The sequence below is a fragment of the Natronobacterium haloterrestre genome (genome assembly GCF_900112205.1).
In the GTDB taxonomy this organism is placed as follows: domain Archaea; phylum Halobacteriota; class Halobacteria; order Halobacteriales; family Natrialbaceae; genus Natronobacterium; species Natronobacterium haloterrestre.
In genome coordinates this window covers 78,619-101,790 of the sequence record NZ_FOKW01000008.1, presented here as the reverse complement: position 1 = coordinate 101,790, position 23,172 = coordinate 78,619, and the positions used below count along the sequence as shown (strand labels likewise).

The following is a 23,172-nucleotide window of genomic DNA, read 5'->3' as shown; positions in this document are numbered from 1 at the left end:
CACATGGATAATGAGGCGTAGGTGGCAATGACATGCCAGGACAATCGAGACAGAACCGACGTGCGTTCCTGAGGACTGCCGCGGCGACCGGGACCGCGGCGACGCTCGGGGGGATCGCAGGCTGTACGGGATTCCTCGAGGACCAGAGCCTGACCGTCGCCGTCTACGGCGGCGTTTTCCAGGACGTACTGGACGACGAACTGTTCGAACCGTTCAACGAGGAAGTCGACTTCGAGGCGACCTCCCAGGAACAGCCGACTGCCGAGGAGGCGCTGGCCCAGTACGAGAGCGCCGTCGACGCGGGCGAAGCGCCGGTCGACGTCGCGATCATGTCCACGGTCGGCGTTCTGCGGGGACTCAACTCCGATCTGTGGCACATCTGGGAGAGCGAAGAGGAGTTCGAGAACCTCCAGTACATCAGCGACGACCTGATCGAGGAGGCCGACGGCGGCATCGCCAGCGTCGGCGCGCTCTCGTGGTACATCAACCTCGTCCAGAACACCGAGGTCATCGAGGAGTCGCTGGATAGCTGGGAAGCCCTCTGGGACGAGGAGTACGAGGACACCTTCGGGCTGCTCGGACTCGCGTCGAACTCGTTCCTGCTGGATATCACCGCCGAGGTCTACTTCGACGGCCAGGAGACCCTGCAGGACCGGGAAGGCGTCGAGGAGGTCTTCGAGCAACTCGAGGGGGTCACCGACCAGGCGAACTTCTGGTACGAGAACGAGGCGGAGTTCCAGCAACGGCTCCGGGACGGCGAGGTGCCGGCCGGGATGCTCTACAGTGACATCACGAAGGTGATGCAGGACGACGGCGCACCCGTTCAGTCGAACTTCGTCGAGGAGGGGTCGGTACTCGACTCCGGCTCGTGGGTGGCACTCGAGACTACAGAGTTGACCGAGGAAGCCCGCCAGTTCATCGACTACGCCAGCCGACCCGAGGTCCAGGACCGCGTTGCCGAGAGCCTCTATACGGCGCCGACGATCGACCGCGAGCACTCCGAAATCGACGACGAGACCTACGAGGAGATCGCCGGTCCGGGCCCCGAGGAAGCGATCGTCCCCCACTACGAACTCTACCTCGAGGAGGAAGAGTGGGTGAACGAACGCTGGGAAGAGTTCATCATCGGCTAATCGATGAGCGCTATCACACTCGACGGCGTCAGGAAGCGGTATCCGGGCGGCGTACTCGCGGTCAAGGGCGTCGATATCGACATCGAGAGCGGCGAGTTCGTCACGCTCGTCGGCCCCTCGGGCTGTGGGAAGACGACGACGCTGCGGACGATCGCCGGCTTCGAGCGACCGACCGACGGCACGGTGTCGATCGCCGACGAGGAGGTCACCGACCTGCCGCCGTACGAACGCGACACGGGGATGGTCTTCCAGGACTTCGCGCTGTTCCCGCACATGACCATCCACGAGAACGTCGCCTACGGAATGGAGGCCGACGGGGGCTACACCGACGAGGAGATCGACGCCCGCGTGGCGGAGATGCTCGAACTCGTCGAACTGCCGGAGATGGGCGACCGGACGCCGGACCAGCTGTCGGGCGGCCAGCAACAGCGAGTGGCGCTGGCGCGGGCGCTCGCGCCGAAGCCGCAGGCGCTGTTGCTCGACGAACCGCTCGCGAGCCTCGACAAGAAGCTCCGCGAGCAGATGCAGGTCGAACTCCGGCGGATCCAGCAGGAGGTCGGCATCACGACCGTCTTCGTCACGCACAACCAGGAGGAGGCGCTGACGATGTCCGACCGGATCGCCGTGATGAACGACGGCCGCTTCGAACAGGTCGGCCCGCCGGGCGAGGTCTACGACGAGCCCAAGACCCGGTTCGTCGCGGACTTCCTCGGCACGGCCAACATCTTCGACGGCTCCGTCCGCGCCGTCGAGAACGGCCGCGCGACCGTCGAGTGTGACGACGTAACGCTCCGGACACGAGCGGCGAGCGGCGTCAAGACGGGCGACGACGTCTCCGTCGTGATCCGGCCCGAGCGGTTCGAACTCTCGACCGCGACGACCGACGGCGGGACGACCGCCGAGGCGGATGGTGCCGACCTCAACGTTTTCGAGGGCGAGATCACCTTCCGGCGGCACCTCGGCAGCAGCATCGAGTACCACCTCGAGACGCTCGAGGGACGGGAACTCGTGGTCGTCCGGCGGAGCGGCCACGACGAACGAACGGCCGGCGAACGCGTGTCGGTCCGGGTCGAGGCCGACGACTGCCGGATCGTGGAGGCATAGATGGCGACGGAAACGCCACCGACGGACGCCGATAGCGCGGGCACGGGAGCGGGCGGCCCCGAGGGGCCGGAGTCGGAGGCCGGCGAGTCCGGCCGCGCCGGCCTGAAGGCCAACGCGAAGTGGTACATCGTCTCGTACCCGATGTTCTGGCTGGGGCTGATCTTCCTCGTCCCGCTGGGGATGCTGTTCGTGTTCAGCTTCTACGTGAACATCCCCGGTGGCCGGTACGAGGCCGGCCTCACGCTCGAGAACTACGTCCGGTTCCTGACCACCCGACTCTATCTCCGCCAGATGTGGCTGACGATCGAGATCTCGCTGGTCACGGCGGCGCTGTCCTTGCTGCTCGGGTACCCCATCGCGTACTACCTCGCGCAGATGAAGCGGGCGTGGCTGCGCAGCGTGCTGTTGATCACGATCATCTCCTCGCTGTGGGTGACGTACGTCATTCGCGCCTACGCGTGGCAGGTGATCCTCGCCTCGGGCGGCATCCTGAGTTCGATCGGGGTCTCACTGGGGCTCCTGTCCGAACCCCAGTCGTTTTACCCCGGCTACTGGGGACTGATCGTCGGCATGGTGTACGTCTTCCTGCCGTTCATGATCCTCACCCTCTACAGTAGCATCCGCAACATCGACGGCGAGTTGCTCGAGGCTTCGAAGAACCTCGGTGCGGGCCCGACCAGAACGTTCCGCCGCGTGACGCTACCGCTATCGAAAAACGGAATCATGAGCGGCTCCTCGCTCGTGTTCATCCTGGCGCTTGGCTCGTACGTCCTGCCGCGGCTGCTCGGGAGTTCCGCCGAACGGACCCTCCCCGTACTGATCGAACAACAGATCATGAGCGAGGCGAACTACCCCTTCGGCGCCGCCATGAGCATCGGCCTGATCGTCGTCGTCGTCGCCTTCCTGTGGGTGCTGGTCCAGTTCACGAACCTCACGACCGCGAGCCTCGGCGGCTCGGAACCGGCCGCGACCGACGGCGGAACGACGACCGCGACGGGCCCCTCGAGCGGCGTCTTCGGCCGAGTCCGGAACGGACTCGGCACGCTCGCCGGTGCCCTCGGCCTGACTCGTGTTGCCGCCGGAATCGGCTCGGCCGTCACCGTCGTCGATGCGCGGACCCGGGAGCGGATCCTCTCGGTCGTCAGCAAGGCCTACGCGACGGCGGTGATGGTGTTCATCGCCGCGCCGCTTGCCATCATCGTCGCGGTCTCGGTCACTCCCGAGCAGTTCCTCACGTTCCCGCCGGGCGGGTTCTCCCTGCGGTGGTACGTCGAGTTCTTCACCGACCCGGACTGGGTGCTGGCGCTCGTCAACAGCCTCGGGATCGCCGCCGCGGTCGCGCTGTTGAGCACGACGATCGGGGGCAGCCTGGCGTTCGCGCTCGATCGCTTCGACTACCGGCTGGGGGCGATCTTCGGCACGTTCGGCGTCCTGCCGATCCTCGTGCCGCCGGTGATCGTCGGGGTTGCGTTCCTCGTGTTCTTCCTGGAACTCGGGCTCGCCGGCTCCCGGCTGAGTATCATCGTCGCCCACGGGATCTTCTACGCGCCGTTCCCGTTCATCCTGATCTCGCAGGGGCTCGGCGAGATCGACCGCAGTTACGAGGAGGCCGCGATGAACCTGGGCGCGTCACCCCGCCGGACGATCCGGACGGTCACGTACCCGCTGTTGCGGGCCAACGTCGTCTCCGGGGCCCTGTTCGCGTTCATCCTCTCGCTGAACGAGTACATCATCGCGTGGCTCCTGTCGCTGTTCTTAGTCGAGACGATCCCGATCCAGATCTTCAACTCGCTGCGGTACGGCTACTCGCCGACGATCGCGGCCGCGAGCGTGGTCTTCATCGCGCTGACCGTCGTCGTGATGACCTCGATCGACCGCATGTCCGGGGGGATCTGGGAGTGACGACCGAGAGCGTCCGCGTCGCGGTCGCCCAGACCGTCCCCGAGTTCGGGGCCGTCGACCGGAACCGGCGCCGGACGCTCGAGATCGTCCGGAAGAACGCCGATGCCGACCTCGTCGTGTTGCCGGAACTCGCGACGACGGGGTACGTCTTCGAGTCCGAAAGCGAACTCGCGGACCTCGCGGAGCCCCGGGACGGCGAGACGGCGTCGGCCTGGGCCGAGGCGGCGGCCGAGACCGGCACCTGGATCGTCGGCGGGGTCGCCGAGCGTGCCGGGGCAAGCTACTACAACAGTGCCCTCGTCGTCTCCCCGGACGGCCTCGAGGGCGTCTACCGGAAGGTCCACCCCTGGAACGAGGAGAAACGCTGGTTCGCCGCCGGATCGGACCTGCCAGTCTTCGAGACGCCGTTCGGCCGGCTCGGCGTCCAGATCTGCAACGACCAGTGGTTCCCCGAGGCGACGATCACGCAGGCTCGGGCGGGCGCCGACCTGATCGCCGTGCCGACGAACTGGGTGCCGAACCCCGACGGCGACGGGCGGCCGGGCGACTGGACGGCCGGCGTCCACCAGGCCGTCGCCCACGCCGACGCGAACCGCGTGTGGATCGCCTGCGCGGACCGCGCCGGCACCGAGCGCGGGACCGCGTTCGAAGGACAGAGCGTCGTCGTCGCGCCCGACGGCGTGCCGGCGGCCGGTCCCGCGCCGGCCGACGGCGAGCACGTGCTCGCGGTCGATTGCGACCTCGCTCGAGCGCGGGACAAGTCACTGACCCCGCGGGACGACGCGCTCGCGGATCGTCGGCCCGAGGTCTACGACCTGGGCTAGTCGTCGGCCGTTTCCGTCGTCACCCGCGTCACCGACTCGAATTCTCGCCGCGGCATCGTTCCGTACAACGTCTCCCACGAGGTCGCGAGCCCGTACTCGTCCAGCGCAGCGAGCAACAGTTCGCCGCTGCCGACGTGGGTGACCGAGCCAAAGGCCCAGGTCGGATCGCCGCCGGGCAGCCGATCGCGTTCCCGCGGGCGCTGGAAGTCGACGACGCCCCCCAGCGCGTCCCGGGTCGCGACGGTCAGGTCGCGGGCTTCCTCGAGCCGGTTGATCGGAAACTCCCGGTCGTCGCCGACGAGGAGGCCGGTTCCGCGTGGTCGGTCGGATTCGGAGTCGGCTTCTCCGTCCGCCCCGTCGGCCTCGAGAATCCCCGCGACATCGTTCCGTCCGGCCTCGATCAACAGCGTGACGACGTCGATCGACGACCCCTCGCCGTCGATGACGTCGACGTGCCGGAGAATACGACCGCCGGCGCTGGACGGCGGGTTCGCGTCCGGGTCGAGCGCGTCCGCGGGGCCGCTCGGATCGGACCGGCTCTCGACCGGCTCGTACTCGAGGACCGCGGCGTTGGTCAGGCGCGCGTCGATCCCGCGGGTGAGCAACACGCCGTCGAGCGTGATGCTCGAGGGGGCAAGCAGCCGGCGGTCGCCGGGCTCCTCGGCGTTGCTCTCCTCGAGCCTGATCGGAACCGGGCCAAGCGGGAGCGCGTCGAGCCGGGCGACGAGGTCGAGCGCGTCGTCGACGATGTCCTCCTCGAGGAACACGCAGGACGCGATGACGTCACCCCCGTCCTCGCCCGGGTCGTAGGTCACGCGGCTCGAGAGGGTCGCGATGCGGGCCCGAATTCGCTCGAGACGGGCGTTGACGTCGCCCTGCTCGAGTTCGCGGCGGCCGCGCTCGGTGAGTCGGCGACCCTGGCCGGGGACCTTCTCGGTGAGCCCGAGTTCGTCGAGTTCTGAGAGCGCCAGCCTGATCGTGCGATCCTTGATGTCGTACCCGTGGAGCTGCATCAGTTCGACCAGCTGGATGCTCCCGATCGGGCCGTGGTGGTCGACCAGCCGGAGGATGTCGTACATCCGCCGATCGAGGTCCGGTGGCATTCGATCTCCGATTAGGAGCGGACGGGCGTAACGGTAACGTTTGGGGTGCTCGAGGGATCGAACTCAGGGTCGACGATCGGGCCGCGCGGTCGGGGCTCGGAGATACGCTTTTGTGCTCCGTCCGTCAACCGAACAGGTGGCAATAGATTGCCGGATTGTTACTGTATGGCATTCCACACGACACGGATCGAGGACCTGGGAGTTGAGCCCCGCGGCGAGCGCGTCTCGCCGGCGCAGGAGGTGGGAACGCGATGAGCGGTCCCGGCCCCGGCCCTGGCCCCGAACGGGAGCGTGACCGTGCGGCCGCCTTTCGCGAGTCGGTGACCGGCGCGAACGTCGAACTCGCGTACGCGGGCATCAAGACGTTCATGAAGGGCGACCGGCGCGACGTCGACGACGTCGACGACGTCGATGCGGCGGTGGTCGGCGTCCCATACGACGGCGCGGTCTCGAACAGGCCCGGCGCGCGGTACGGCCCCGAGGCGATCCGTCACGCCAGCGGCTGGTGGGCCTACCTCTCGGACTACAAGGGCGGACTCACGAACATGCAGACCGGGAAGACCGTCGACTTCGACGACCTCTCGGTCGCCGACTGCGGCGACGTCCCCGTCTTCCCGATGGACCGCGAGACGACCGCCGAGAGCATCACGGCCCACCTGGCCGCGGTCGCCGCCCAGACGTTCCCCGTCACCCTCGGCGGCGACCACTACTGTACGTTCCCCGCCGTCCGCGGGTTCGCGGAGGGGGCAGGCCACGACAGCGTCGGATTCGTCCAGATCGACGCCCACACCGATACCGTCTCCGAAAGTCCGGTGTTCGGCTCGGAGTTCCACGGCTCGAGTACGGCACGGATCGCCGACTCGCCGTACGTCGATTACGACTCCGTGAGCCAGGTCGGCATCCGCGGCTACGAGTCCCCCGAGTTCTTCGAGTTCGCCGACGAGACGGGCCTGAACCTCTATACGATGCGGGAGATCGAGGACCGCGGCGTCCGTCCGGTGATTGAGGACGCCGTGGCCGCGGCCGCCGAGGACACCGACGCGGTGTACGTCAGTTTCGACATCGACGGCGTCGATCCGAGCGTCGCACCCGGCACCGGGACGCCGACGCCCGGCGGACTGTCGGCCCACCAGGCGCTGGAGATCATGGAGGTAGTCGGCGCCCACGAGGCCGTCGGCGCGGCGGACCTGATGGAGGTCGCGCCGCGGTACGACTCGACGGAGGGGACACAGCGACTCGCGGCGTACCTGCTGGTCACGCTGCTGGAACGAGCGTTCGCGGAGTAACTACTATGAAACACACGAGCAACGGACCGCTGCCGGAAGGCGCGGTCGGGACCGGACGTACCGACGGCGTCGCCGAGTCGGTCATCAGGGAGATGACCCGCGAGGCGATCGATCAGGGGGCAATCAACCTCTCGCAGGGGATTCCCGACGAGGACGAGACCCCGCCCGAGATCAAACGCGCCGCGAAGGAGGCGATCGACACCGACAGCCAGTACACCATTACCTGGGGGCTGCCCGAACTGCGCGAGGCCGTCTCCGAACGGTACGCCGAGTGGAAGGGGATCGAGTACGACCCCGAACGCGAGGTGACGATCACCAGCGGCACCAGCGAGGCGATCATGTCGACGATGCTCTCACTGGCCGGCCCCGGTGACGAGGTGATCTACTTCGAACCCGTCTACGAGAGCTACATCCCCGCGAGCCAGTTCGCCGGGGCCGAGGCCGTCCCGCTGGACATGACCGACGGGCTCGAGCCCGATTACGAGGCGCTCGAGGCGGCCGCCGAGAGCGCCCGGATCATCGTGCTCAACACGCCGATGAACCCGACCGGGAAGGTGTTCACTCGGACGGAACTCGAGCGCATCGAGGAGATCGTCTTCGAGCACGACCTGATCGTACTGACCGACGAGATCTACGAGCACATCGTCTACACCGACGACTACGTCAGCCCGGTCGAGGTCGGGGATCTCGCGGAACGGACCGTCGTCTGTACGGGGATGTCCAAGACCTTCAGCGTCACCGGCTGGCGGATCGGCTTCTGTCTCGCGCCCGAGTACCTCGCCAAGGAGTTGCGGAAGGTCCACGACTACACGAGCATCTGCGCGCCGACGCCGTTCCAGCGGGCCGGCGTCGAGGCGCTTTCCCTGCCCGACGAGTACTACGAGGACCTCTCCGACTCTTACGAGCGCCGCCGGGACGTCCTCGTCGAGGGGCTGCGCGAGGCCGGCCTCGATCCCGTCGAGCCCGACGGGGCCTACTACGTGATGACCCGGTATCCGACCGACGAGGACGACCTCGAGTTCTGCTACCGGCTGATCCGGGAGGCCGGTGTCGCTGCCGTCCCGGGCAGCAGCTTCTACACTGATCCGGACGCCGATGCCGACTGGGTCCGGTTTACCTTCTCGCGCAGCGAGTCGACGATCCGGGAGGCCGTCGACCGACTGGTCGAGAACCGCTGGTGGTGAGACCGATCGCCGCCCAAACGAAACCTTGAATCGACGGGCCGGCCAACTCCCGCCCATGAGCGACGAGGACGAGGAGGAGCCCGCCGTCACGCTCGGTGACCGAACCCCCGTCGAGGGCGCACCGCTTGCCCGGGTCACGTCCAGGCTGACCTGGCCCAAGGAGAAAAGCGAGGTCGACCGCCTCGAGGGTGACAGCACCATCCGGACGCCCGACGGTCCGCGGGAACTGTCGGCCGTCCTCGAGGAGGTCGACGAGACCTACTTCCAGCGTCGTCAGGAGTTCGAAACGCACGTCCGGGAGGTCATCGGCACGGGACCGATCCCGACCGCGGACGAATAACTACCTGTGGCAACCGAGGAGAGCCGTACGCGATCTGATCTCGGCTGGTTCCGCGACCAGTTCGATCGGCTGTCCTGGGTCCAGAAGTCGCTGCTGACCGGGGCCGTCCTGACGCTGATATGGATGCGGTACGTCCCCGGCGATCTGTTTGGACGGGCGATCGTCGACGCCGTCGTCCTGATCGGCGGGCCCCTCACGCTGGGGTTTTCCCACGGCAGACGGATCGGGTGGACGATCAACCGCACTGCCGTCCGTAACGCCGTGTTACTCGCGCTTTTCGTCCTGCCGTTCTACCTGGTCGGGTCGACCCTGCCGACGATCCGGGCGTTCTACCCGATGTGGGAGACCACGGCGGCCCCCGGCGAGTTCGTCCCGCACGCGCTGAAGCTGTTCGTCCTCGCGTTGGCCGCCGAGACCTACTACCGCGGGCTGCTCTGTGTCGGCGTCCGAGAGATCGGCTTCAAGGCCGTGTTCATCAGCCCAGTCGTCTACATGCTGCACCACTCCACGAAGCCGCCCGTCGAGTTCCTGCTGTCCGGGCCGACGGACGTCCTCTTCGGCGCGGTCGACTACGAGTCCGGCTCGATCCTGCCGTCGGTGATCGCTCACGGGGCCGGGCTCGTCCTCCTGGACTGGCTCGTCCTCCACGATCCGCTGTTCGATCCGACGCCGTTCCTGCGGCTCCTCGAGTGGCTGCCGGTCCCCATCTAACGGCGTTCAGTGCAGGTGACCGAGTCGGCCGGAGTGAGTCACTGCGCTTGCGACCGGGTTTTACCTCGAGACGAGAAAGAGTGTCCTGTCCCAGAAGTCGACGTTCGAGTGCGAATCAGCGGGAGAGTGGATTACGCCTCGTGGTCCCTGGATTCCTCGGGTTCCTCGGGTTCCCCGGCGGAGTCGTTCTCGGTGTCTTCAGCGCCGGCGTTCTCGGAGTCGTTAGCATCGGAGTCGTTAGCATCGGAGTCGTCAACATCGGGACCGGAGTCGGAATCACCGTCCGGACCGCCGTGACCGGACGAGCCGTCGGAGCCGTTACCCGGCGCGTCCGCCGGATCGCCAGCCCCGGGCCGATCGTCGGACTCGTTGCCGGATGCCGCCGGCCCGTCACCGGGCGTCTCGTCCCCGCTCTGTCCGGGTGTCTCGAGCGGCGCGCCCGGCTCGCGGTCCGCGACCGGGGGCTGTCCGACGCCCTCACCGGCGATCGACCGGGCGATCTCGGAAACTTCGGAGCCGTTCAGTTCGTCGGCTCGCTCGCGGAGTTCGCCGATAGCCTCGGCGTCCACGCCGCGTTCCTCGAGGAGGTCGGCGGGCAGGTCGCTCGCCGTCGCGTTCGCGCCCTCGGCGAGCCGTTCGGCCGTCGCTCGCTCGGCGGCGAGTTTGGCGACCTCGGCGCGGTACTGCCCGTGGCTGATCTCGCCGGCCTCGCGGGCCGCCTCGAGTTCCTCGAGGCGCTCCTCGATGGCCGTCAGCCGCTCGTCGACGTCCTCGACCTGTTCGTCTACGACGGCAGCTTTCGCCTCGTCGGTCTCGGCCTGAGCCAGTTTCACGCCGTAGGCCCGCTCGCTCACCTCGCCCGAAAGCTCGGCGTCCTGGACCGCAACGACGCCGGAGAGACGTTCGCCGGGGGCGATTTCATCGTTGTCGGTATCGTCGGTTTCGTCCTGCAGGGCTGTCCCCACGCTGGCCGCACCGAGCGGCATCGCCGCGAGGGCGACGACCAGTACGCCGACCAGCGCGATCGTCGTGTTTCGTTTCATCTCACCTGAGTTCTAGGGTTCCGGGCACATATACGCTCGAGACGATAGCCCCGATTCAACGACTATCAACGATCGTTTACGCGATTTTCGTCCCGGTTCCCTCTTGCGGTTTCGGCCTCGAGACCGGAATCGGAACGGTTCCCCGTCGGGCCGATCCCGTTTCGCGGACGATCGGTCGGCACGGTCCGTCGGGGACATCCGATCGCCGGCCCCTCGCCTTGTGGCGTTCCGAGCGTCCACGGATCCCGAGTAATCCGCCATTGAAAAGACCTATGTGTCCGGTTTCGAATACTCGCGGTCATCGCCCGATACATGGTCTCCCTCCGGCAAACCGTCAAATCACAGCAGTCGTTGCTCGTCGTCGTCGCCGCCACGGTCGCGGGCGTGGCGTTTCCGACCCTCGCCTCACCCCTGCAACCGACGATCCCCGCACTGGTCGTCGGCCTGGTGTTCACGGCCTTCTACGGGTTCGAGTTCGCCGACGTCGGCCTCGAGATGAGACGCCTGTCGACGCCGATCCTCGTCTCGCTCGCCAGCGTGTACGTGCTCGTCCCCCTCGTGCTGTACCCGGTCGCGACCGTCGCCCTCTCCGGCGAACTGTTGCTCGGCGTCCTCGTCGTCCTCTCGGCACCGGTAGCCGCCGGGAGTTCGATCGTCTGGACGCGCCTGAGCGGCGGGAACACGCTCCTGTCGACGGTGATCGTCCTCGCGTCGATGCTGCTCGCGCCGCTCGTGATGCCGGCGATCATCTCGGTCCTCGGCGACTCCGCGGCCGACATCGCCGCCGGCGAACTGTTCCTCGAGCTCGGCGCTATCGTAGTGATCGCCGCCGTCTTCGCGGTCCTCGTCCCGGGCGGAACCGTCTCCGACCGCCAGCTCGACGGGTTCTCCGTCGCGACGATGGGCGCGCTGATCTACGTCGGGGTCGGTGGATCGACCCTCTCGATCGCCCCTTCCAGCCTCGCGTTCGTCGTCGGCATCGCAGTCGCGGCGCTTGGCCTCAGCGTGGGGCTCGCCTACGCGCTGTCCGCCCGCGGGTATCACGACGACGACTGCATCTCGGTGCTGTTCTCGAGTTCGATGAAGAATTTGAGCGTGGCCGTGATGGTCGGAGCGATGTTCGGCGGCGGGGCGATCATCGCCGCAATCACCGCGTTTCACGTCACCCAGCAGCTCGTGAGCAGTTCCCTCGTGCGGCGGCTCGCCGCTAGCCCGGCGGAGACGTCGGAGGCGCTTCCAGCGAGCCAGCCGGGCGACTAACGGGTTAGGAGTCGAGAGGGAAGAAACGGAACCGCGGAGTCACCACTGTCGGTCGCATCCGAATCGGCCGACCGAGGGCCTACTCCTCGGCGTCGTCGCCGTCGTCTGGTTTGTCGCCGAGAGTGCCCGACTCGGACGGGGGGTCCTCGTCCGGCAGCGAGAGCACGTTCTCCCGGCCCAGCCGGAACGACTCGAGTTCGCCCTCCTCGCGGAGGCCGCTGACGACCTTGCTCGTCTTGGCGTCGGTCCAGTCGAGTTCCTCGACGACGGTCTGTTGTTTCATCCGGCCGTCGTACTCCTCGAGCAAGAGCAACACCTGTTCCTCGTTGCTCAGCAGTTCGTCGCGCGGATCCGGTCGGTCGGAGTCGTCGGCGGCGTCGTCCTCTCCCGCTTCGGCTCCCGTCGCGTCGGCGGCATCCGCCTCCGTAGTCACGTCGGGGTCGGCGCCGGGGCTTCCGGCCGGTGTGTCGTCCGAACCGTTTCGGCCCCGACGAACCCACCACGCTGCGCCGAGACCGAGCGTCGCGACGGCGATCGCCCCCGCGATCGCGCCGAGGGTCGAGGTGCCGCCGATACCGCCGCTCGAGACGGTGACGCGGGGTTCGTCGGCGAGGAAGTCGGTGTCGGTCCCCTGCCAGACGACGGTCCGGTCGCGCTCGTCGTCGGGCTCGGGTGAGACGGAGACGAGTTCGTACTCCTCGGGCCAGCTGATCAGCAGTTGCGTCCGATCGTCGAGGTACAGCCCCGAAATCGCGTCGCCGGCACGGAGTTCGTCGCCGTCGACCGCGGCGAACCCGTCCCACCGGAACTCGTATCTGACGACGCCGTACTCCGGCCCGAGCGTCTGGCGCTCGGTGTCGACCCGGAACTCGTCGACGGCCATCTCGCGGCCGGTCGCGTCGCTCGCTGCGGCCGCCGTCTCCTCCATGCGACCGGCGAACTCCGCGGTGTAGTTGTCCGGATCCGACTCGATGTCGGCCTCGAGCGTGTCGAACGCCTCGACGCTCTCGTCGTCGTCGAGTCGCATCCAGAACTCGACGGTCCATTCGGCCGACCCGTCCGGCTGGAGCGCGACCTCGAGGCGAACGTCGTCGGCGTCGGCGTCGTCGAACTGGGCCGACAGGGGTTCCGTCTCGACCCCGTCGCCGTCCGCCCCGCTCGCGCCCGCGCCTGGGACCGCAGCGCCCGCAAGCGTCGCCGTCAGCACGAGCACAACCAGAGAGACGACCCGGAAATTCATACTGGTTGCAGAGACTTCGGGCGCATAAAACGTGCGAAACGGAAAGTGTTCATCGACTGACTGTCCTGTCGTTACCGAACACCGAGACTGGCCCGGGAGTCGGTACCGCTATCGTCTTCGTCCCCGTCGTTCGATTCGTTGGGATCGGGGTCGTCGTCGGGCGTGAGGTCGCTGACCGTGTCGCCCAGCGACGTCGTCGTCTCAGCAGCGTCGTCCACGAAGGAGTTGATCGCCTCGTGGATGTCCGTTACGAAGTCCGGGACCTGATCGGGAAGGTCCGTCGGGGGACCGCCTCCCTGTCCGTCTCCCTCTCCTTGTCCCGGGACCGCGGCTACCGCGCCGGTTGCGCCGATCGATACGACCGCTGCCATCGTCACGACGAGCAGTGCGCGTCGAACCATTGCATCAGTCACTGTGACAGTCACGGTATTCAATCGGGGCGGCCGTATCGCCGGTTTGAGTCGACTTGGCGTCCATTTTCGCTCGTTTTCGTCGCTCGAGAGTGGTCGCGGCAACCGGCGCGGGCGACAGCGGACAGACTAAGAGTCCCCGCGACGAACGCCGATCCATGAGTCTCCCGATCGACCCCGCGACGATCGACCCCGAGGAGTACGGAGAGAAACAGGCCGTCCTCGAGATGAACCACGAGGAGGCGATCGAACACGTCCGCGAGGTCTGTACGGACGTCGGGTTCGGCATCCCCGTCGAGTTCTCGCCCTCGGAACTGCTCAACGAGAAAGTCGACGCCGATCGGGACCCGTACTACGTCCTGGGCGCGTGCAACCCCGAAATCGCGGACCGGGCTCTCGAGGAAACGCCGAAGATCGGCGGCCTCTTCCCCTGTAACATGATCGTCTGGGAGGAAGAACCGGGCCGACAGCGCGTCTACCACGTCTCCATCATGAAGATCGCGCGACTGCTCGGAACCGCTCCGGACAACGAGGCGTGGGCCGAGATCATCGACGAGACGGGCGACTACGTCGAGGAAGCGTTCGAACGCTTCGACTCGGTCGAGACGGAGAGCACGGACTGACCGTCGACCCGAGTCGCGCCCCGTTCCCGTTTCGCCGTCGGTTCGCGGTCGTGGCGCTCGAGGTCCCGTTCTCGCCGCGATTTCCTCCCGGTAGCGTCCCGGCCATCGGCAACCGACCGAACGCGGCGGCACGGTCGACGGCAGGAAATGTCAATACTTACGTATTGGACGGATCACATCGGGCCATGGACGTCCGCACCGCGTTCTTCGGGCTGTTGCTCGTCGCCCTGGGTACGATCGCCGCCCTGCTCGTCGCGCCGCTGTTACAGTACGTGCTGGCGGCCGGGCTGCTCGCGTTCGTCCTCTACCCCGCACAGGTGCGACTCGAGGAACGCGTCCCCGAACGACTCGCCGCGATCGTGCTCACCGCCCTCGCGGTCGCGGGCGCGGTCGTTCCGATCCTCTACTTCTCGGTCGTCATCCTCCAGTCGGTCTTCGGATACCTGGATTCGTTCGACGAACTGGCCGCGATCGAGGCGCTCCGCGAGGCGGCGTTCGAGGCCGGAATCGAAGAAGACGTCCTCGCCTCGATCGAGGCCGAACTCCTCGCGGAGATCGAAAATACGCTCGGTAACGCCGTCGAGCTCGTCCTCATGGAACTGGTGCGGCTGTTGAACGCGAGTATCCGGATGAGCGTCGGACTGCTGGTCCTCGTGTTCGTCCTCTACTACATGCTCGTCGACGGGGACGCGTTTATCGACTGGATCGAGGCCGTCGTGCCGATCTCCGACGAGGTGCGCGACGAACTCTTCGCGGAGATCGAGGTCGTTACCTGGGCGGTGATTCGGAGTCACGTCCTCGTCGCGCTCGTCGAAGGATTGCTCGGCGGGCTCGGGTTCTACCTGCTCGGACTCCCGAACGTGGCGTTCTGGACGGTCGTGATGATCGTCGCCTCGTTCCTGCCCGCCGTCGGTGTCTGGCTCATCTGGGGGCCAGCGGTTCTCTATCTCGCGACGACGGGGACGCTACTCGAGGCCGCGGTGTTGTTCCTGTACGGGATCACCGCGCTCTCGCTGGTCGACAACTACCTGCGGGCGATCTTCGTCGACCGGGGATCGGGACTCCATCCCGCGGTCGTCCTCGTGGGCGTTATCGGCGGCATCTACCTGCTCGGAATCATGGGGTTGTTCCTCGGCCCGGTCCTGCTTGCGGTGTTCAAAGCGGGCGTGACCGTCTTCAGCCGGGTGAACGGGTACGGCGAGGATCCGACGGGACGCCCGGGGTCGCGACGCGGCGGTCGCCGTCTCGACGGGACGGCGGAAGGCGAGAGCGGAGCCGGAACTGGGGCAGGAACTGGGTCCGGGACAGGGGCGAGCGCCGGAGAGTGACCTCCTCCTCGCCGTAAACGGCGAGTCTTCCCACGGCACCGTGCCGTTGAGTTGGGATATTTGCTGGTTCACGACCTGTCGGCATGACAGGCCGATGGCGGGGCCACACCGCCGTTACTCCTATCCCGGCAAGGGACTTGGAGTTATCTTGACCGAGACACCACAGCGGTTCGAGAGGGTGTCTCGAACGTTCTGGGTCTCGGAGTCCCGATATTGTGCATTTGAGTGGGCGGTGTAGCCGCCTCGGTGTACGTCATACTATGTTGCGATTCTACTTAAATATCCGTATTGTTACCGAACATGGACTGTGTCGGCGGTGTCGGATTCACGCCCGTCCTGAAGGACGGGATTCTCTCCTTGAAGAAAGATAGTGAAACGACTACCGCTCGACCGGAACGTCGGACACGTCAGTCGGCATGCTGTGCACGCTCGGCGCGCGTGGTCGTCGGAATCCCGCGACCGCTGCTCGCCATGGCGAACAGCACGAGCGGCGAGAGGAAGCCGAACAGATAGAACGGGGCGTACGAGAGCGTCGGGACGCCGGTCGCCGACGCCATGAAGACGCCGCCGGCGTGCCACGGGAGGAGCGCGCCGGTCGGCGTACCGGCCGCCTCGACCGCACGCGAGAGTTCGTCGCTGCTCAGCCCGAACTCGTCGTAGAGGTTGCGCAACGTCATGCCCGGCAGGACGATGCTCATGTACTGCTGGGCGGTGAGCGCGTTGATGAGGATCGCGGACGCGCCGGTGCCGGCGATCAGGCTCCCGGAGCTACTGACGCCCTGGGAGAGGCGGTGAGCGAGCACGGCGAGTACGCCGGTTTTCTCGAGCAGGCCGCCGAGGGCGAGCGCCGCGACGACGACGGTAATCGTCCAGGCCGAGCCCGTGAGCCCGCCGGTGCCGAGGAGATCGTTCACGAGTTCCGAACCCGTCTCCGGCGCGGTGCCGTACATGAAGATCTCCCAGGCCGGGACGAAACCCGTTCCCTGGACGATGATCGACGTGCCGACGCCGGCGAGGACGCCGGAGACCAGCGTCGGCAAAGCGGGATAGCCGCGAAGCGCGAGGCCGAACGTGACCACGAGCGGCAGGAACGCGAGCAGGGACAGCGAGTACGTCCCCGCGAGTGCGGTCTGGATCTCGGCGACCTGCCCGGCCGGGACGGCGCCGCTGGCCCGGAGCCCGAGCGCGGCGAAGCCGAGCACCGAGAGGCCGAAGGCGACGGCAGTCCCGGTTCGCATGCGGTAGATGTGCTCGTACAGCGGCGTGTTCGTCACGCCGGCAGCGAGGTTCGTGGTATCCGAGAGTGGCGACTGCTTGTCGCCCGCGTACGCGCCGGAGATGACCGCACCGACGGTCATCGCCGGGTCGATGTCGAGCCCCGCGCCGATCCCGACGAACGCGACGCCGAGCGTCCCGACCGTCGTCCACGAGGAGCCGATCGAGAACGCGACGACGGCCGCCAGGATCGCCGCCGCGGGCAGGAACACCTGCGGCGAGAGCAACTCGAGGCCGTAGTACATCATCGCCGGGATGGTGCCGGCATCGACCCAGGTCGCGATCAGGGCGTAGATCGTAAAGAGGATCAGCAGGGCCTGCATCCCCATCAGGAGCCCGTTCGTGATCCCCTGCGAGAGGTCGTTCCAGGTATAGCCGAGATACCGGCCGAACGCACCGGTTACGATAATACTCCACAGCAGCGGTACGTGGGGGTCGAGCCCGAGGAGTGCGGACCCGATCCCGAGAAAGAGAACGACCGCGAGCACCGGAACGAGCGCGAGACGGAACGAGGGGCGCCGATCCGGATCGAGGTCGTCGATCGTCGTCGGTGTAAAGTCCAGTGTCATCACTCCGGGTTATGCATATGGAGAATAAATATTTGGCGTTTCATTACTAGAGGGCATGCAATCCGGTACCGAGAACCATGGCCTCACGAGGCATACGATCGGAGCCGATGAAAGACTCGAGTGCCAGTACGGAGTCGGCAGCCCTGAGAAGTATCACCGCGAATGCGACCGTCGCGACATCGGTCCGCCAGCAAGTGGACACGGCCCCCGAACAGCCGTCGCTGACGGCACTCACCGGCTCACTTCGAGCGGGAAAACGCGTCGAGATTCGACTGCAACCCCGCCGCGAGTTCGGACTTTCGCTGCAGCCGTTCGTAGGAAACCGGGAGCCGTTTCGCGACCTGTGCGACCGCTCCGTGGAACGTCTCGGCCTCGCCGTACTCGCCGGCGAGCGATTCCCGGCCGCCAGCGTTTCCGGGAACGCCGTCGAAGGCGTTACGGACGCTCTCACGGACCTGCCAGACCCCGACCGGTGCCCAGTAGTCGTCGCTCACCTCCCGCAGGACGAGACACTTCGCCTGTCTGCCGATCGACTCGAGGTGTTCCAGGACGCCCAGGCGGGCGGCGTAATACGCGCCCGCGGTTTCGTCGACGTAACTCGAGCGGCCGTCGTACCCCTCGCTGGCGCTCTGGAGCCAGACGTCGTCCTCGGGGTTGGGGTTCCAGATGCTGCCGGGCGCTTTCATTTCGACGAGTTCGAACTCCCAGCTGCCGGGTGCGAGGATCACCCAGTAGCGGTTGCCCATGTACTCGTTGACCCAGACCTGGACCTCGTCGACGCTCGGCTCGTTCCGGATACGACCCCGAAGGAACTGGCCGATCGTGTCGTCGACGGCCGTGATCGACCATCGAGTCGGAACGAGCCGGCGCTGTTCGGTCTCACCCAGCGCACCGGCCGAGAGGATGGAGTTGATGTCGTAGACGTCGAACCCGCGACGATAGAGGTATGTCATCGCCCCCTGTGCCTGCCAGTCGTCGTCCTCGAGGGTCTTCTTGACCGGCTTCGGGACGTAGGGGTTCTCCCGGAGTTCGGCGTTGCGGGCGTTGGCCCGCGGCCCCCGTGGGGTCGCGACGTCAGTTCCGGGGTCGATCCCGAGATCCGGCGTGTCGTCGAGCCCGATCTCGAGGTCGACCGGTCGATCCGCGATGGCGACCTCGCGCTGGACGCCGACGAACCCCTCCCAGGCGTCGTGTACCGACGGCGTCAACCGGCTCGCGATCGACGGCGAGTCGACGTTCGCGCGTTTGTTCGAGTTCAGCAGGCTCGTCCGCCGCTGGAGCACGTCGTCGATCGCGTACCCCTGCCGATACCAGTCGCCGTCGGTGACGTACTCCTCGGCGTCGTCCTCGTCCCCGACGGGCGAGAGCAGGCCGACGGGGATGTCCGGATAGTTCGACCGCCCGACGAAGATCGAGGGCGAGGTCGAGCCCACGAGGGTGTCCCCGGAGAGCGCGTCGTCGAACCGGCGCTCGAACTCCTCGAGGTGGTCCGTGATCTCGTAGGACTTCTCCTTGGCGAGGCGGCGACGCTCGGCCTCCTCGTCGGGCTCGAGATCCTCGATGTACTCGTCGAGGCGCATTCACCGGGCGTACGGATCGGGCGGGCTTGAATCTTGAGCTTCGGTCCAGAAACCGAGTCACGGAGGCGTTACTTATAGGTCATTCCGCTCAAACTATAACTGTGGACGTTCTGCCAGTCGTCATCGGGATTCTCGCGCTGGGAATCGGAGTGCAGATAGTCGCGAAGCGGCTCAGGATTCCCAGCGTTCTCTTTCTCATCATCATCGGTGTCATCGTCGGTCCGGAGGGGCTGGGTTTCGTGACGATCGAGACGTTCGGCGACGGACTCGAGACGATCGTCGGCGTCAGCGTCGCCATCATCATCTTCGACGGGGCATTCCACCTCCGCCGGGACGAACTCGAGACGGCGCTCCAATCGGTCGGGCGGTTGACGACGGTCGGCGCGGCGCTGGCGTTCACCGGGACGGCCGTCGCCGTCCGGGTGTTTCTCGGCACCGAGTGGGACATCGCCTTCCTCGTGGGCGCGTTGCTCGTGGCGACCGGACCGACCGTCGTTACCCCCATCCTCGAGGTGATCACGGTCCGGGAACACGTCGAGACCGCGCTCGAGGCGGAAGGGATCATCAACGACGTGACCGCGGCCGTGCTGGCGATCGTTATCTTCGAGGCCGTCGTCGTCGGGAACTCCCCCGAGTCGGTGCCCGTGGAGTTCCTCCAGCGGCTGGTCTCCGGGATCGGGATCGGCGTCGTCGTCGCGGCCGTCGTCTGGTTTCTCCTGGTACGGGTCAGGCCGCCGGCGGGCGACGCCCCGCAGATGGCGCGGCTGGTGACGCTGACGGGGGCGCTGGTCGCGTTCGGCCTCGCGGAGTCGATCTTTCCAGAGACTGGCGTCGCCGCGGTGGCGACCAGCGGGCTCATCCTCGGCAACGTCGACCTTCCACACAGAGACGAGATCCTCGCGTTCAACCGCGACCTGACGCTTGTCGTTCTCGCGTTCGTGTTCATCTCGCTCGCGGCGCTGATCGACTTCGATTCGCTGATCGGGCTGGGCACCGGCGGTATCGCCGTCGTCGTCGCGGTCACGCTGTTCGTCCGCCCGATCCTCGTCGCGCTCTCGACGACCGATCCCCACTTCAGCCGCGAGGAGCGGCTCTTCCTCTCGTTCGTCGGTCCTCGCGGCATCATCCCGGCCTCCGTGGCGACCTTGTTCGCGATCGAACTGGAGACTGCGGGCCAGTTCGAGGCCGCCCAGACGCTCGCGGGGACCGTCTTTCTGGTGATCTTCATCACCGTCGTCATTCAGGCGGGATTCGCCCGCCAGATCGCCGAATACTTCGGAGTGATACCAATGCCAACGATCATCGTCGGCGGGGGCCGCGTCGGCCGTGCTCTCGCCACGCGACTGGAGAACCGGGGCGAAAACGTCGTCATCATCGACGAATCCGAGGACGAAGTCGAACGGTTACGCCAGGACGGGTACACCGTCGTCGAGGGAGACGGAACGGACGCCAATACGCTCGAGGAGGCCGACATCGAACGAGCCTGCATCGTGGCCGCGACGACGGCCGACGACGATACCAACCTGCTCGTTTCCCAGCTCGCACGAACCAAGTTCGGGGTCGAGACGGTCGTCGCCAGGGTCAACCAGCCGGACAACGTCGACTCATTCGAGGCACTCGACGTGCAGGCGATCGACGTCGCGAGCGCGACCGCCTGGTCGCTCGACAACGAGATCGAACGGCCCGCGCTGGCCCACTGGATGAACGAACTCGGCGAAGGCCACGACGCCCAGGAGATCACGGTCACCGCGACCGATCTGGTCGGCTCGACGATCGCCGAACTCGACGCGGAGATCCCGGACGGCGTCATCGTTGGGGTTATCGCTCGCGACGGCGAGACTCACGTTCCCGAGGCCGATACGGTTCTCGAGGAGGAGGACAAGGTGACGTTCCTCGGCCGCGAGGAGGCGGTTCGTGACGCGGTTCGGCGGTTCCATCCGCACGACTGACGACTGGCGAGTCGAACGCTCGCGGTCGGCCGCCGAACGGGATCGCCGGACTGGACGCTCGCGTCTCGAGTTCGTGACAAGAATCGGCCGAGCGGACGGACTGGCGGACGCCGTGTCGTCCCGGCGTCCGCGGCTGTCCGTACTGTTGTCAGAGGCACGGCCCCACCGGCGTCGGGCACTCCGTCGAACTCGACGGTGGGCCGCACTCGTCTATACCTCGGGGGGCATAAAATAGCCGTCAGGGCGTTTTCCGAACGAGAAAACGCCCCCACGTGCATCGACTCGCGCGCAAGAGGACTCCACGGCTCCCCGGCGAGCAGGCGAGCAGTCGAAAGACAACCGTTAAAAACGCCGGGCGGGAAAGGAGGGGTATGAGTACGACGAACGACCGAGAGACGCGCTCGTGCGTCTCCTGTGGGCTCAACATCGCGGGAACGAACGCCGCGTCGTTCAAGTGCCCCGACTGTGGCCAGCAGATCTACCGCTGTGCCAAGTGTCGCAAGCAGAGCAACCTCTACGAGTGCCCGGACTGCGGATTCACCGGACCCTGATACACCATGGGAAAAGTAGCAGCCAAGATCAAGGTCATGCCGGACAGCCCCGAGATGGACCTCGACGCGCTCCAGGAACGCCTCGAGAGCGCGCTCCCCGAGGGTGCGAAGATCAACGGCGTCGAGCGCGAGGAAGTCGCGTTCGGCCTCACCGCGCTCTACCCGACCGTGATCGTCCCGGACGGTGCGGGCGGCACGGAGACGGTCGAGGAGAACTTCGCGGACGTCGAGGGCGTCGAGAGCGTCGACGTCGATAACGTCGGCCGTATCTGAACCCACTCGCGGTCGCGACTTGCGGTTTTTCGGAGTCGAACCGCGAAGCGACGCGTCTCGAGCGTGCTCTGCCGGACGGCGGTCGGTACGCTCGACTCGCTGGATCCTCCGGGGTCGACCGGGTGACTGAAGGCCTTTGTGAGTGGCGACGAACGGGGGTGTATGGCGAGCGACGAGACGCTCTCGATCGACTACATCGACCACGAAGCCGTCACGGAACTCATCGACGTCATCACGTACTGTGTCGAAGGGATCAGTCTCTCGTTCGATCGGTGGGACGAACCCTACGTGCAGGGGCCGGGTCTGTACTTCGTGGTCGTCGCCGGAACGTCGATCGAGGAGTACGCCGACCCGATGGGCGAGAACCGGTGGCCGACCGACGAGTGTCCATCGGTCAGCGGACGGCTGGAGTCTTTCTACGACGTCGCCCGGTCGGTCGCGCTCGAGCGCGACGGCGCGGTCGTCGTCACGGTCGACGGGACGATCCACGAGCAGATGGTTCGGCTCAAGGACCTCTCGGCGGACGAACTCGAGGCACTGCCCGTGAGTGCGGATCACTCCTACGCCGAGTGGATGGGAGCACGCCACATGAGCGCGATGGACACCTCCGCGCGGGAGGAGGTGGTCGCCACCGTAACGCTCAGCGAGGAGAGCGGCCGCGTCTCGATCTTCCAGGACGGCGACTACGTCGATTTCGAGCGCGAGGAGATCGGCGGCGTCTGGCGGGCGGATTCCTGACAGGGATCGAAGGCGGTTCGGCGCAATAGTGACGGCCGGGGGATCAATCGATCGTTCGCTTCTCCTCGGGATCGACCGTCGCGAGGTACTGCTCGAGCAGGTCCGGGAACTCCCGCCCGCGGATGTACCGCAGGCCGAAGTCCTCGGTCCAGTCGATGATCCCCCGATCTTCGGTGACGACCCCCGCGTCGAGTTCGCGGGCGAGGATCAGGAGGTCGAAGTCCTCCCGCGAGTCGAGCACCCCGGTCCGCATCGCGCCGCGGTACTTGTCGCGCAGGTCGGAGATCACCGCGTCGACCTCCGTCTTGTGCTCGTGGTCCTCGAGCGGTTCGTCCGACGCCCGCTCGGCCCGGCGGACGGCCTCCTCGGAGACCCGGAGCCCGCGGTCGACCCGGTCGCTCATCTCGTCGACGAAGCTGTAGACGACGTTGGCCGGGATCTCGAGTCCGTACCGGTCGGGGTGTTTGCGGACGACCCAGGTGTTGAGCTTCGCGTAGACCTCCTCGTCGACCCCGCGGGCCTCGAGCATCGTCGTGAGTTCGTCGTGGATCGTCGGCGGGACGTAACAGGAGATGTCGAGGTTGAGCCGTGCGTGGGCGATCAGATCGAGGAGCCGCAGGACGGCCTCCTCGAGCGACTCGTCCGCCCGGCGGATCTCCTCGGTGACGAACAGCGAGGTGTCGAGGACGAACCGCTGTTTGAACGTCTCCGTGGACATGGTGCGAGATTGGGGGCGAACGGAGAAA

22 protein-coding genes are annotated in these 23,172 nt (G+C 66.8%); 15 read left to right on the top strand and 7 right to left on the bottom strand.

Annotated elements, in window-relative coordinates; translation table 11 throughout:
* The first annotated feature begins 32 nt into the window (after window positions 1–32).
* The 4 genes from BM113_RS15405 to BM113_RS15390 are packed head-to-tail and all read left to right on the top strand — an operon-like array spanning window position 33 to window position 4,963.
* On the top strand, window positions 33–1,133 hold the full coding sequence (locus BM113_RS15405) for an extracellular solute-binding protein (RefSeq protein WP_089788938.1): 1,101 nt from the start codon (window positions 33–35) through the stop codon (window positions 1,131–1,133).
* Window positions 1,134–1,136: 3 nt separating this feature from the next.
* Entirely contained in the window at window positions 1,137–2,237 is a 1,101-nt protein-coding gene (locus tag BM113_RS15400) for an ABC transporter ATP-binding protein (protein ID WP_089788937.1), read from the top strand.
* The gene (locus tag BM113_RS15395) at window positions 2,238–4,139 is read left to right on the top strand and encodes an ABC transporter permease subunit (protein ID WP_177209189.1); all 1,902 of its coding nucleotides are present in this window, start codon (window positions 2,238–2,240) and stop codon (window positions 4,137–4,139) included. It abuts the gene before it with no gap.
* Window positions 4,136–4,963, top strand: coding sequence for a nitrilase-related carbon-nitrogen hydrolase (locus BM113_RS15390; protein ID WP_089788936.1), 828 nt, complete (start codon window positions 4,136–4,138; stop codon window positions 4,961–4,963). Before BM113_RS15395 ends, BM113_RS15390 begins: the two co-directional genes overlap by 4 nt.
* Here the strand turns inward: BM113_RS15390 and BM113_RS15385 are convergent.
* The gene (locus tag BM113_RS15385; protein ID WP_089788935.1) at window positions 4,960–6,066 is read right to left on the bottom strand and encodes a DUF128 domain-containing protein; all 1,107 of its coding nucleotides are present in this window, start codon (window positions 6,064–6,066) and stop codon (window positions 4,960–4,962) included. The two genes, BM113_RS15390 and BM113_RS15385, sit on opposite strands and share 4 nt — an antisense overlap.
* A 251-nt stretch (window positions 6,067–6,317) precedes the next feature.
* On the opposite strand from BM113_RS15385, the gene speB reads away from it, so the two are divergent.
* Genes speB through BM113_RS15365 form a run of 4 tightly spaced genes read left to right on the top strand, consistent with a single transcriptional unit; the run spans window position 6,318 to window position 9,587 of the window.
* Window positions 6,318–7,352: an agmatinase gene (speB, locus tag BM113_RS15380; RefSeq protein ID WP_089788934.1), complete on the top strand. Its 1,035-nt coding sequence runs from the start codon at window positions 6,318–6,320 to the stop codon at window positions 7,350–7,352.
* Window positions 7,353–7,357: 5 nt separating this feature from the next.
* Entirely contained in the window at window positions 7,358–8,536 is a 1,179-nt protein-coding gene (locus tag BM113_RS15375) for a pyridoxal phosphate-dependent aminotransferase (protein WP_089788933.1), read from the top strand.
* A 55-nt stretch (window positions 8,537–8,591) separates the two neighbouring features.
* Window positions 8,592–8,876 carry a DUF5789 family protein gene (locus tag BM113_RS15370; protein ID WP_007143457.1) on the top strand — a complete coding sequence of 95 codons (285 nt, stop codon included), beginning with the start codon at window positions 8,592–8,594 and terminating at the stop codon, window positions 8,874–8,876.
* Between the two features lie 6 nt (window positions 8,877–8,882).
* On the top strand, window positions 8,883–9,587 hold the full coding sequence (locus tag BM113_RS15365; RefSeq protein ID WP_089788932.1) for a CPBP family intramembrane glutamic endopeptidase: 705 nt from the start codon (window positions 8,883–8,885) through the stop codon (window positions 9,585–9,587).
* Window positions 9,588–9,718: 131 nt separating this feature from the next.
* On the opposite strand, the gene BM113_RS15360 is transcribed toward BM113_RS15365, so the two are convergent.
* On the bottom strand, window positions 9,719–10,630 hold the full coding sequence (locus BM113_RS15360) for a hypothetical protein (RefSeq protein ID WP_089788931.1): 912 nt from the start codon (window positions 10,628–10,630) through the stop codon (window positions 9,719–9,721).
* Between the two features lie 312 nt (window positions 10,631–10,942).
* Between BM113_RS15360 and BM113_RS15355 the strand changes: the two genes are divergently transcribed.
* Window positions 10,943–11,890, top strand: a complete 948-nt coding sequence (locus BM113_RS15355; protein ID WP_089788930.1) for a bile acid:sodium symporter family protein — start codon at window positions 10,943–10,945, stop codon at window positions 11,888–11,890.
* A 79-nt stretch (window positions 11,891–11,969) separates the two neighbouring features.
* On the opposite strand, the gene BM113_RS15350 is transcribed toward BM113_RS15355, so the two are convergent.
* Window positions 11,970–13,130: a DUF7345 domain-containing protein gene (locus BM113_RS15350; protein ID WP_089788929.1), complete on the bottom strand. Its 1,161-nt coding sequence runs from the start codon at window positions 13,128–13,130 to the stop codon at window positions 11,970–11,972.
* A 71-nt stretch (window positions 13,131–13,201) separates the two neighbouring features.
* Entirely contained in the window at window positions 13,202–13,531 is a 330-nt protein-coding gene (locus tag BM113_RS15345) for a hypothetical protein (RefSeq protein ID WP_089788928.1), read from the bottom strand.
* A gap of 167 nt (window positions 13,532–13,698) precedes the next feature.
* On the opposite strand from BM113_RS15345, the gene BM113_RS15340 reads away from it, so the two are divergent.
* Window positions 13,699–14,163: a DUF302 domain-containing protein gene (locus tag BM113_RS15340; protein WP_089788927.1), complete on the top strand. Its 465-nt coding sequence runs from the start codon at window positions 13,699–13,701 to the stop codon at window positions 14,161–14,163.
* A gap of 185 nt (window positions 14,164–14,348) precedes the next feature.
* On the top strand, window positions 14,349–15,491 hold the full coding sequence (locus BM113_RS15335; RefSeq protein ID WP_089788926.1) for an AI-2E family transporter: 1,143 nt from the start codon (window positions 14,349–14,351) through the stop codon (window positions 15,489–15,491).
* A 407-nt stretch (window positions 15,492–15,898) separates the two neighbouring features.
* Here BM113_RS15335 and arcD read toward each other — a convergent pair whose 3' ends face one another.
* Window positions 15,899–17,335: an arginine/ornithine antiporter ArcD gene (gene arcD, locus BM113_RS15330; RefSeq protein WP_089788925.1), complete on the bottom strand. Its 1,437-nt coding sequence runs from the start codon at window positions 17,333–17,335 to the stop codon at window positions 15,899–15,901.
* Between the two features lie 239 nt (window positions 17,336–17,574).
* Window positions 17,575–18,915 (bottom strand): DNA repair protein NreA, encoded by a 1,341-nt coding sequence (nreA, locus tag BM113_RS15320; RefSeq protein ID WP_089788923.1) that lies wholly within the window; start codon window positions 18,913–18,915, stop codon window positions 17,575–17,577.
* Window positions 18,916–19,016: 101 nt separating this feature from the next.
* On the opposite strand from nreA, the gene BM113_RS15315 reads away from it, so the two are divergent.
* From BM113_RS15315 to BM113_RS15300, 4 genes are all read left to right on the top strand, one after another.
* Window positions 19,017–20,864 (top strand): cation:proton antiporter domain-containing protein, encoded by a 1,848-nt coding sequence (locus tag BM113_RS15315; protein ID WP_089788922.1) that lies wholly within the window; start codon window positions 19,017–19,019, stop codon window positions 20,862–20,864.
* Window positions 20,865–21,235: 371 nt separating this feature from the next.
* Window positions 21,236–21,415, top strand: coding sequence for an HVO_2753 family zinc finger protein (locus BM113_RS15310; protein ID WP_007143467.1), 180 nt, complete (start codon window positions 21,236–21,238; stop codon window positions 21,413–21,415).
* A 6-nt stretch (window positions 21,416–21,421) separates the two neighbouring features.
* Window positions 21,422–21,688, top strand: coding sequence for an elongation factor 1-beta (locus BM113_RS15305; RefSeq protein WP_007143468.1), 267 nt, complete (start codon window positions 21,422–21,424; stop codon window positions 21,686–21,688).
* Window positions 21,689–21,850: 162 nt separating this feature from the next.
* Window positions 21,851–22,426, top strand: coding sequence for a diadenylate cyclase (locus BM113_RS15300; RefSeq protein WP_007143469.1), 576 nt, complete (start codon window positions 21,851–21,853; stop codon window positions 22,424–22,426).
* A 43-nt stretch (window positions 22,427–22,469) separates the two neighbouring features.
* Here the strand turns inward: BM113_RS15300 and BM113_RS15295 are convergent, their stop codons facing one another.
* Window positions 22,470–23,144 (bottom strand): RNA ligase partner protein, encoded by a 675-nt coding sequence (locus BM113_RS15295; protein ID WP_089788921.1) that lies wholly within the window; start codon window positions 23,142–23,144, stop codon window positions 22,470–22,472.
* Between the last annotated feature and the right edge of the window lie 28 nt (window positions 23,145–23,172).

What these genes read in the sequence shown, in the direction of transcription:
- speB (WP_089788934.1), top strand. Translation starts at nt 6,318, where the DNA reads ATGAGCGGTCCCGGCCCCGGCCCTGGCCCCGAACGGGAGCGTGACCGT.
- BM113_RS15295 (WP_089788921.1), bottom strand. Translation starts at nt 23,144, where the DNA reads ATGTCCACGGAGACGTTCAAACAGCGGTTCGTCCTCGACACCTCGCTG.
- BM113_RS15375 (WP_089788933.1), top strand. Translation starts at nt 7,358, where the DNA reads ATGAAACACACGAGCAACGGACCGCTGCCGGAAGGCGCGGTCGGGACC.
- BM113_RS15360 (WP_089788931.1), bottom strand. Translation starts at nt 10,630, where the DNA reads ATGAAACGAAACACGACGATCGCGCTGGTCGGCGTACTGGTCGTCGCC.
- BM113_RS15300 (WP_007143469.1), top strand. Translation starts at nt 21,851, where the DNA reads ATGGCGAGCGACGAGACGCTCTCGATCGACTACATCGACCACGAAGCC.
- BM113_RS15345 (WP_089788928.1), bottom strand. Translation starts at nt 13,531, where the DNA reads ATGGTTCGACGCGCACTGCTCGTCGTGACGATGGCAGCGGTCGTATCG.
- BM113_RS15405 (WP_089788938.1), top strand. Translation starts at nt 33, where the DNA reads ATGCCAGGACAATCGAGACAGAACCGACGTGCGTTCCTGAGGACTGCC.
- BM113_RS15370 (WP_007143457.1), top strand. Translation starts at nt 8,592, where the DNA reads ATGAGCGACGAGGACGAGGAGGAGCCCGCCGTCACGCTCGGTGACCGA.
- BM113_RS15385 (WP_089788935.1), bottom strand. Translation starts at nt 6,066, where the DNA reads ATGCCACCGGACCTCGATCGGCGGATGTACGACATCCTCCGGCTGGTC.
- BM113_RS15310 (WP_007143467.1), top strand. Translation starts at nt 21,236, where the DNA reads ATGAGTACGACGAACGACCGAGAGACGCGCTCGTGCGTCTCCTGTGGG.
- BM113_RS15340 (WP_089788927.1), top strand. Translation starts at nt 13,699, where the DNA reads ATGAGTCTCCCGATCGACCCCGCGACGATCGACCCCGAGGAGTACGGA.
- BM113_RS15400 (WP_089788937.1), top strand. Translation starts at nt 1,137, where the DNA reads ATGAGCGCTATCACACTCGACGGCGTCAGGAAGCGGTATCCGGGCGGC.
- BM113_RS15350 (WP_089788929.1), bottom strand. Translation starts at nt 13,130, where the DNA reads ATGAATTTCCGGGTCGTCTCTCTGGTTGTGCTCGTGCTGACGGCGACG.
- BM113_RS15335 (WP_089788926.1), top strand. Translation starts at nt 14,349, where the DNA reads ATGGACGTCCGCACCGCGTTCTTCGGGCTGTTGCTCGTCGCCCTGGGT.
- arcD (WP_089788925.1), bottom strand. Translation starts at nt 17,335, where the DNA reads ATGACACTGGACTTTACACCGACGACGATCGACGACCTCGATCCGGAT.
- nreA (WP_089788923.1), bottom strand. Translation starts at nt 18,915, where the DNA reads ATGCGCCTCGACGAGTACATCGAGGATCTCGAGCCCGACGAGGAGGCC.
- BM113_RS15305 (WP_007143468.1), top strand. Translation starts at nt 21,422, where the DNA reads ATGGGAAAAGTAGCAGCCAAGATCAAGGTCATGCCGGACAGCCCCGAG.
- BM113_RS15395 (WP_177209189.1), top strand. Translation starts at nt 2,238, where the DNA reads ATGGCGACGGAAACGCCACCGACGGACGCCGATAGCGCGGGCACGGGA.
- BM113_RS15355 (WP_089788930.1), top strand. Translation starts at nt 10,943, where the DNA reads ATGGTCTCCCTCCGGCAAACCGTCAAATCACAGCAGTCGTTGCTCGTC.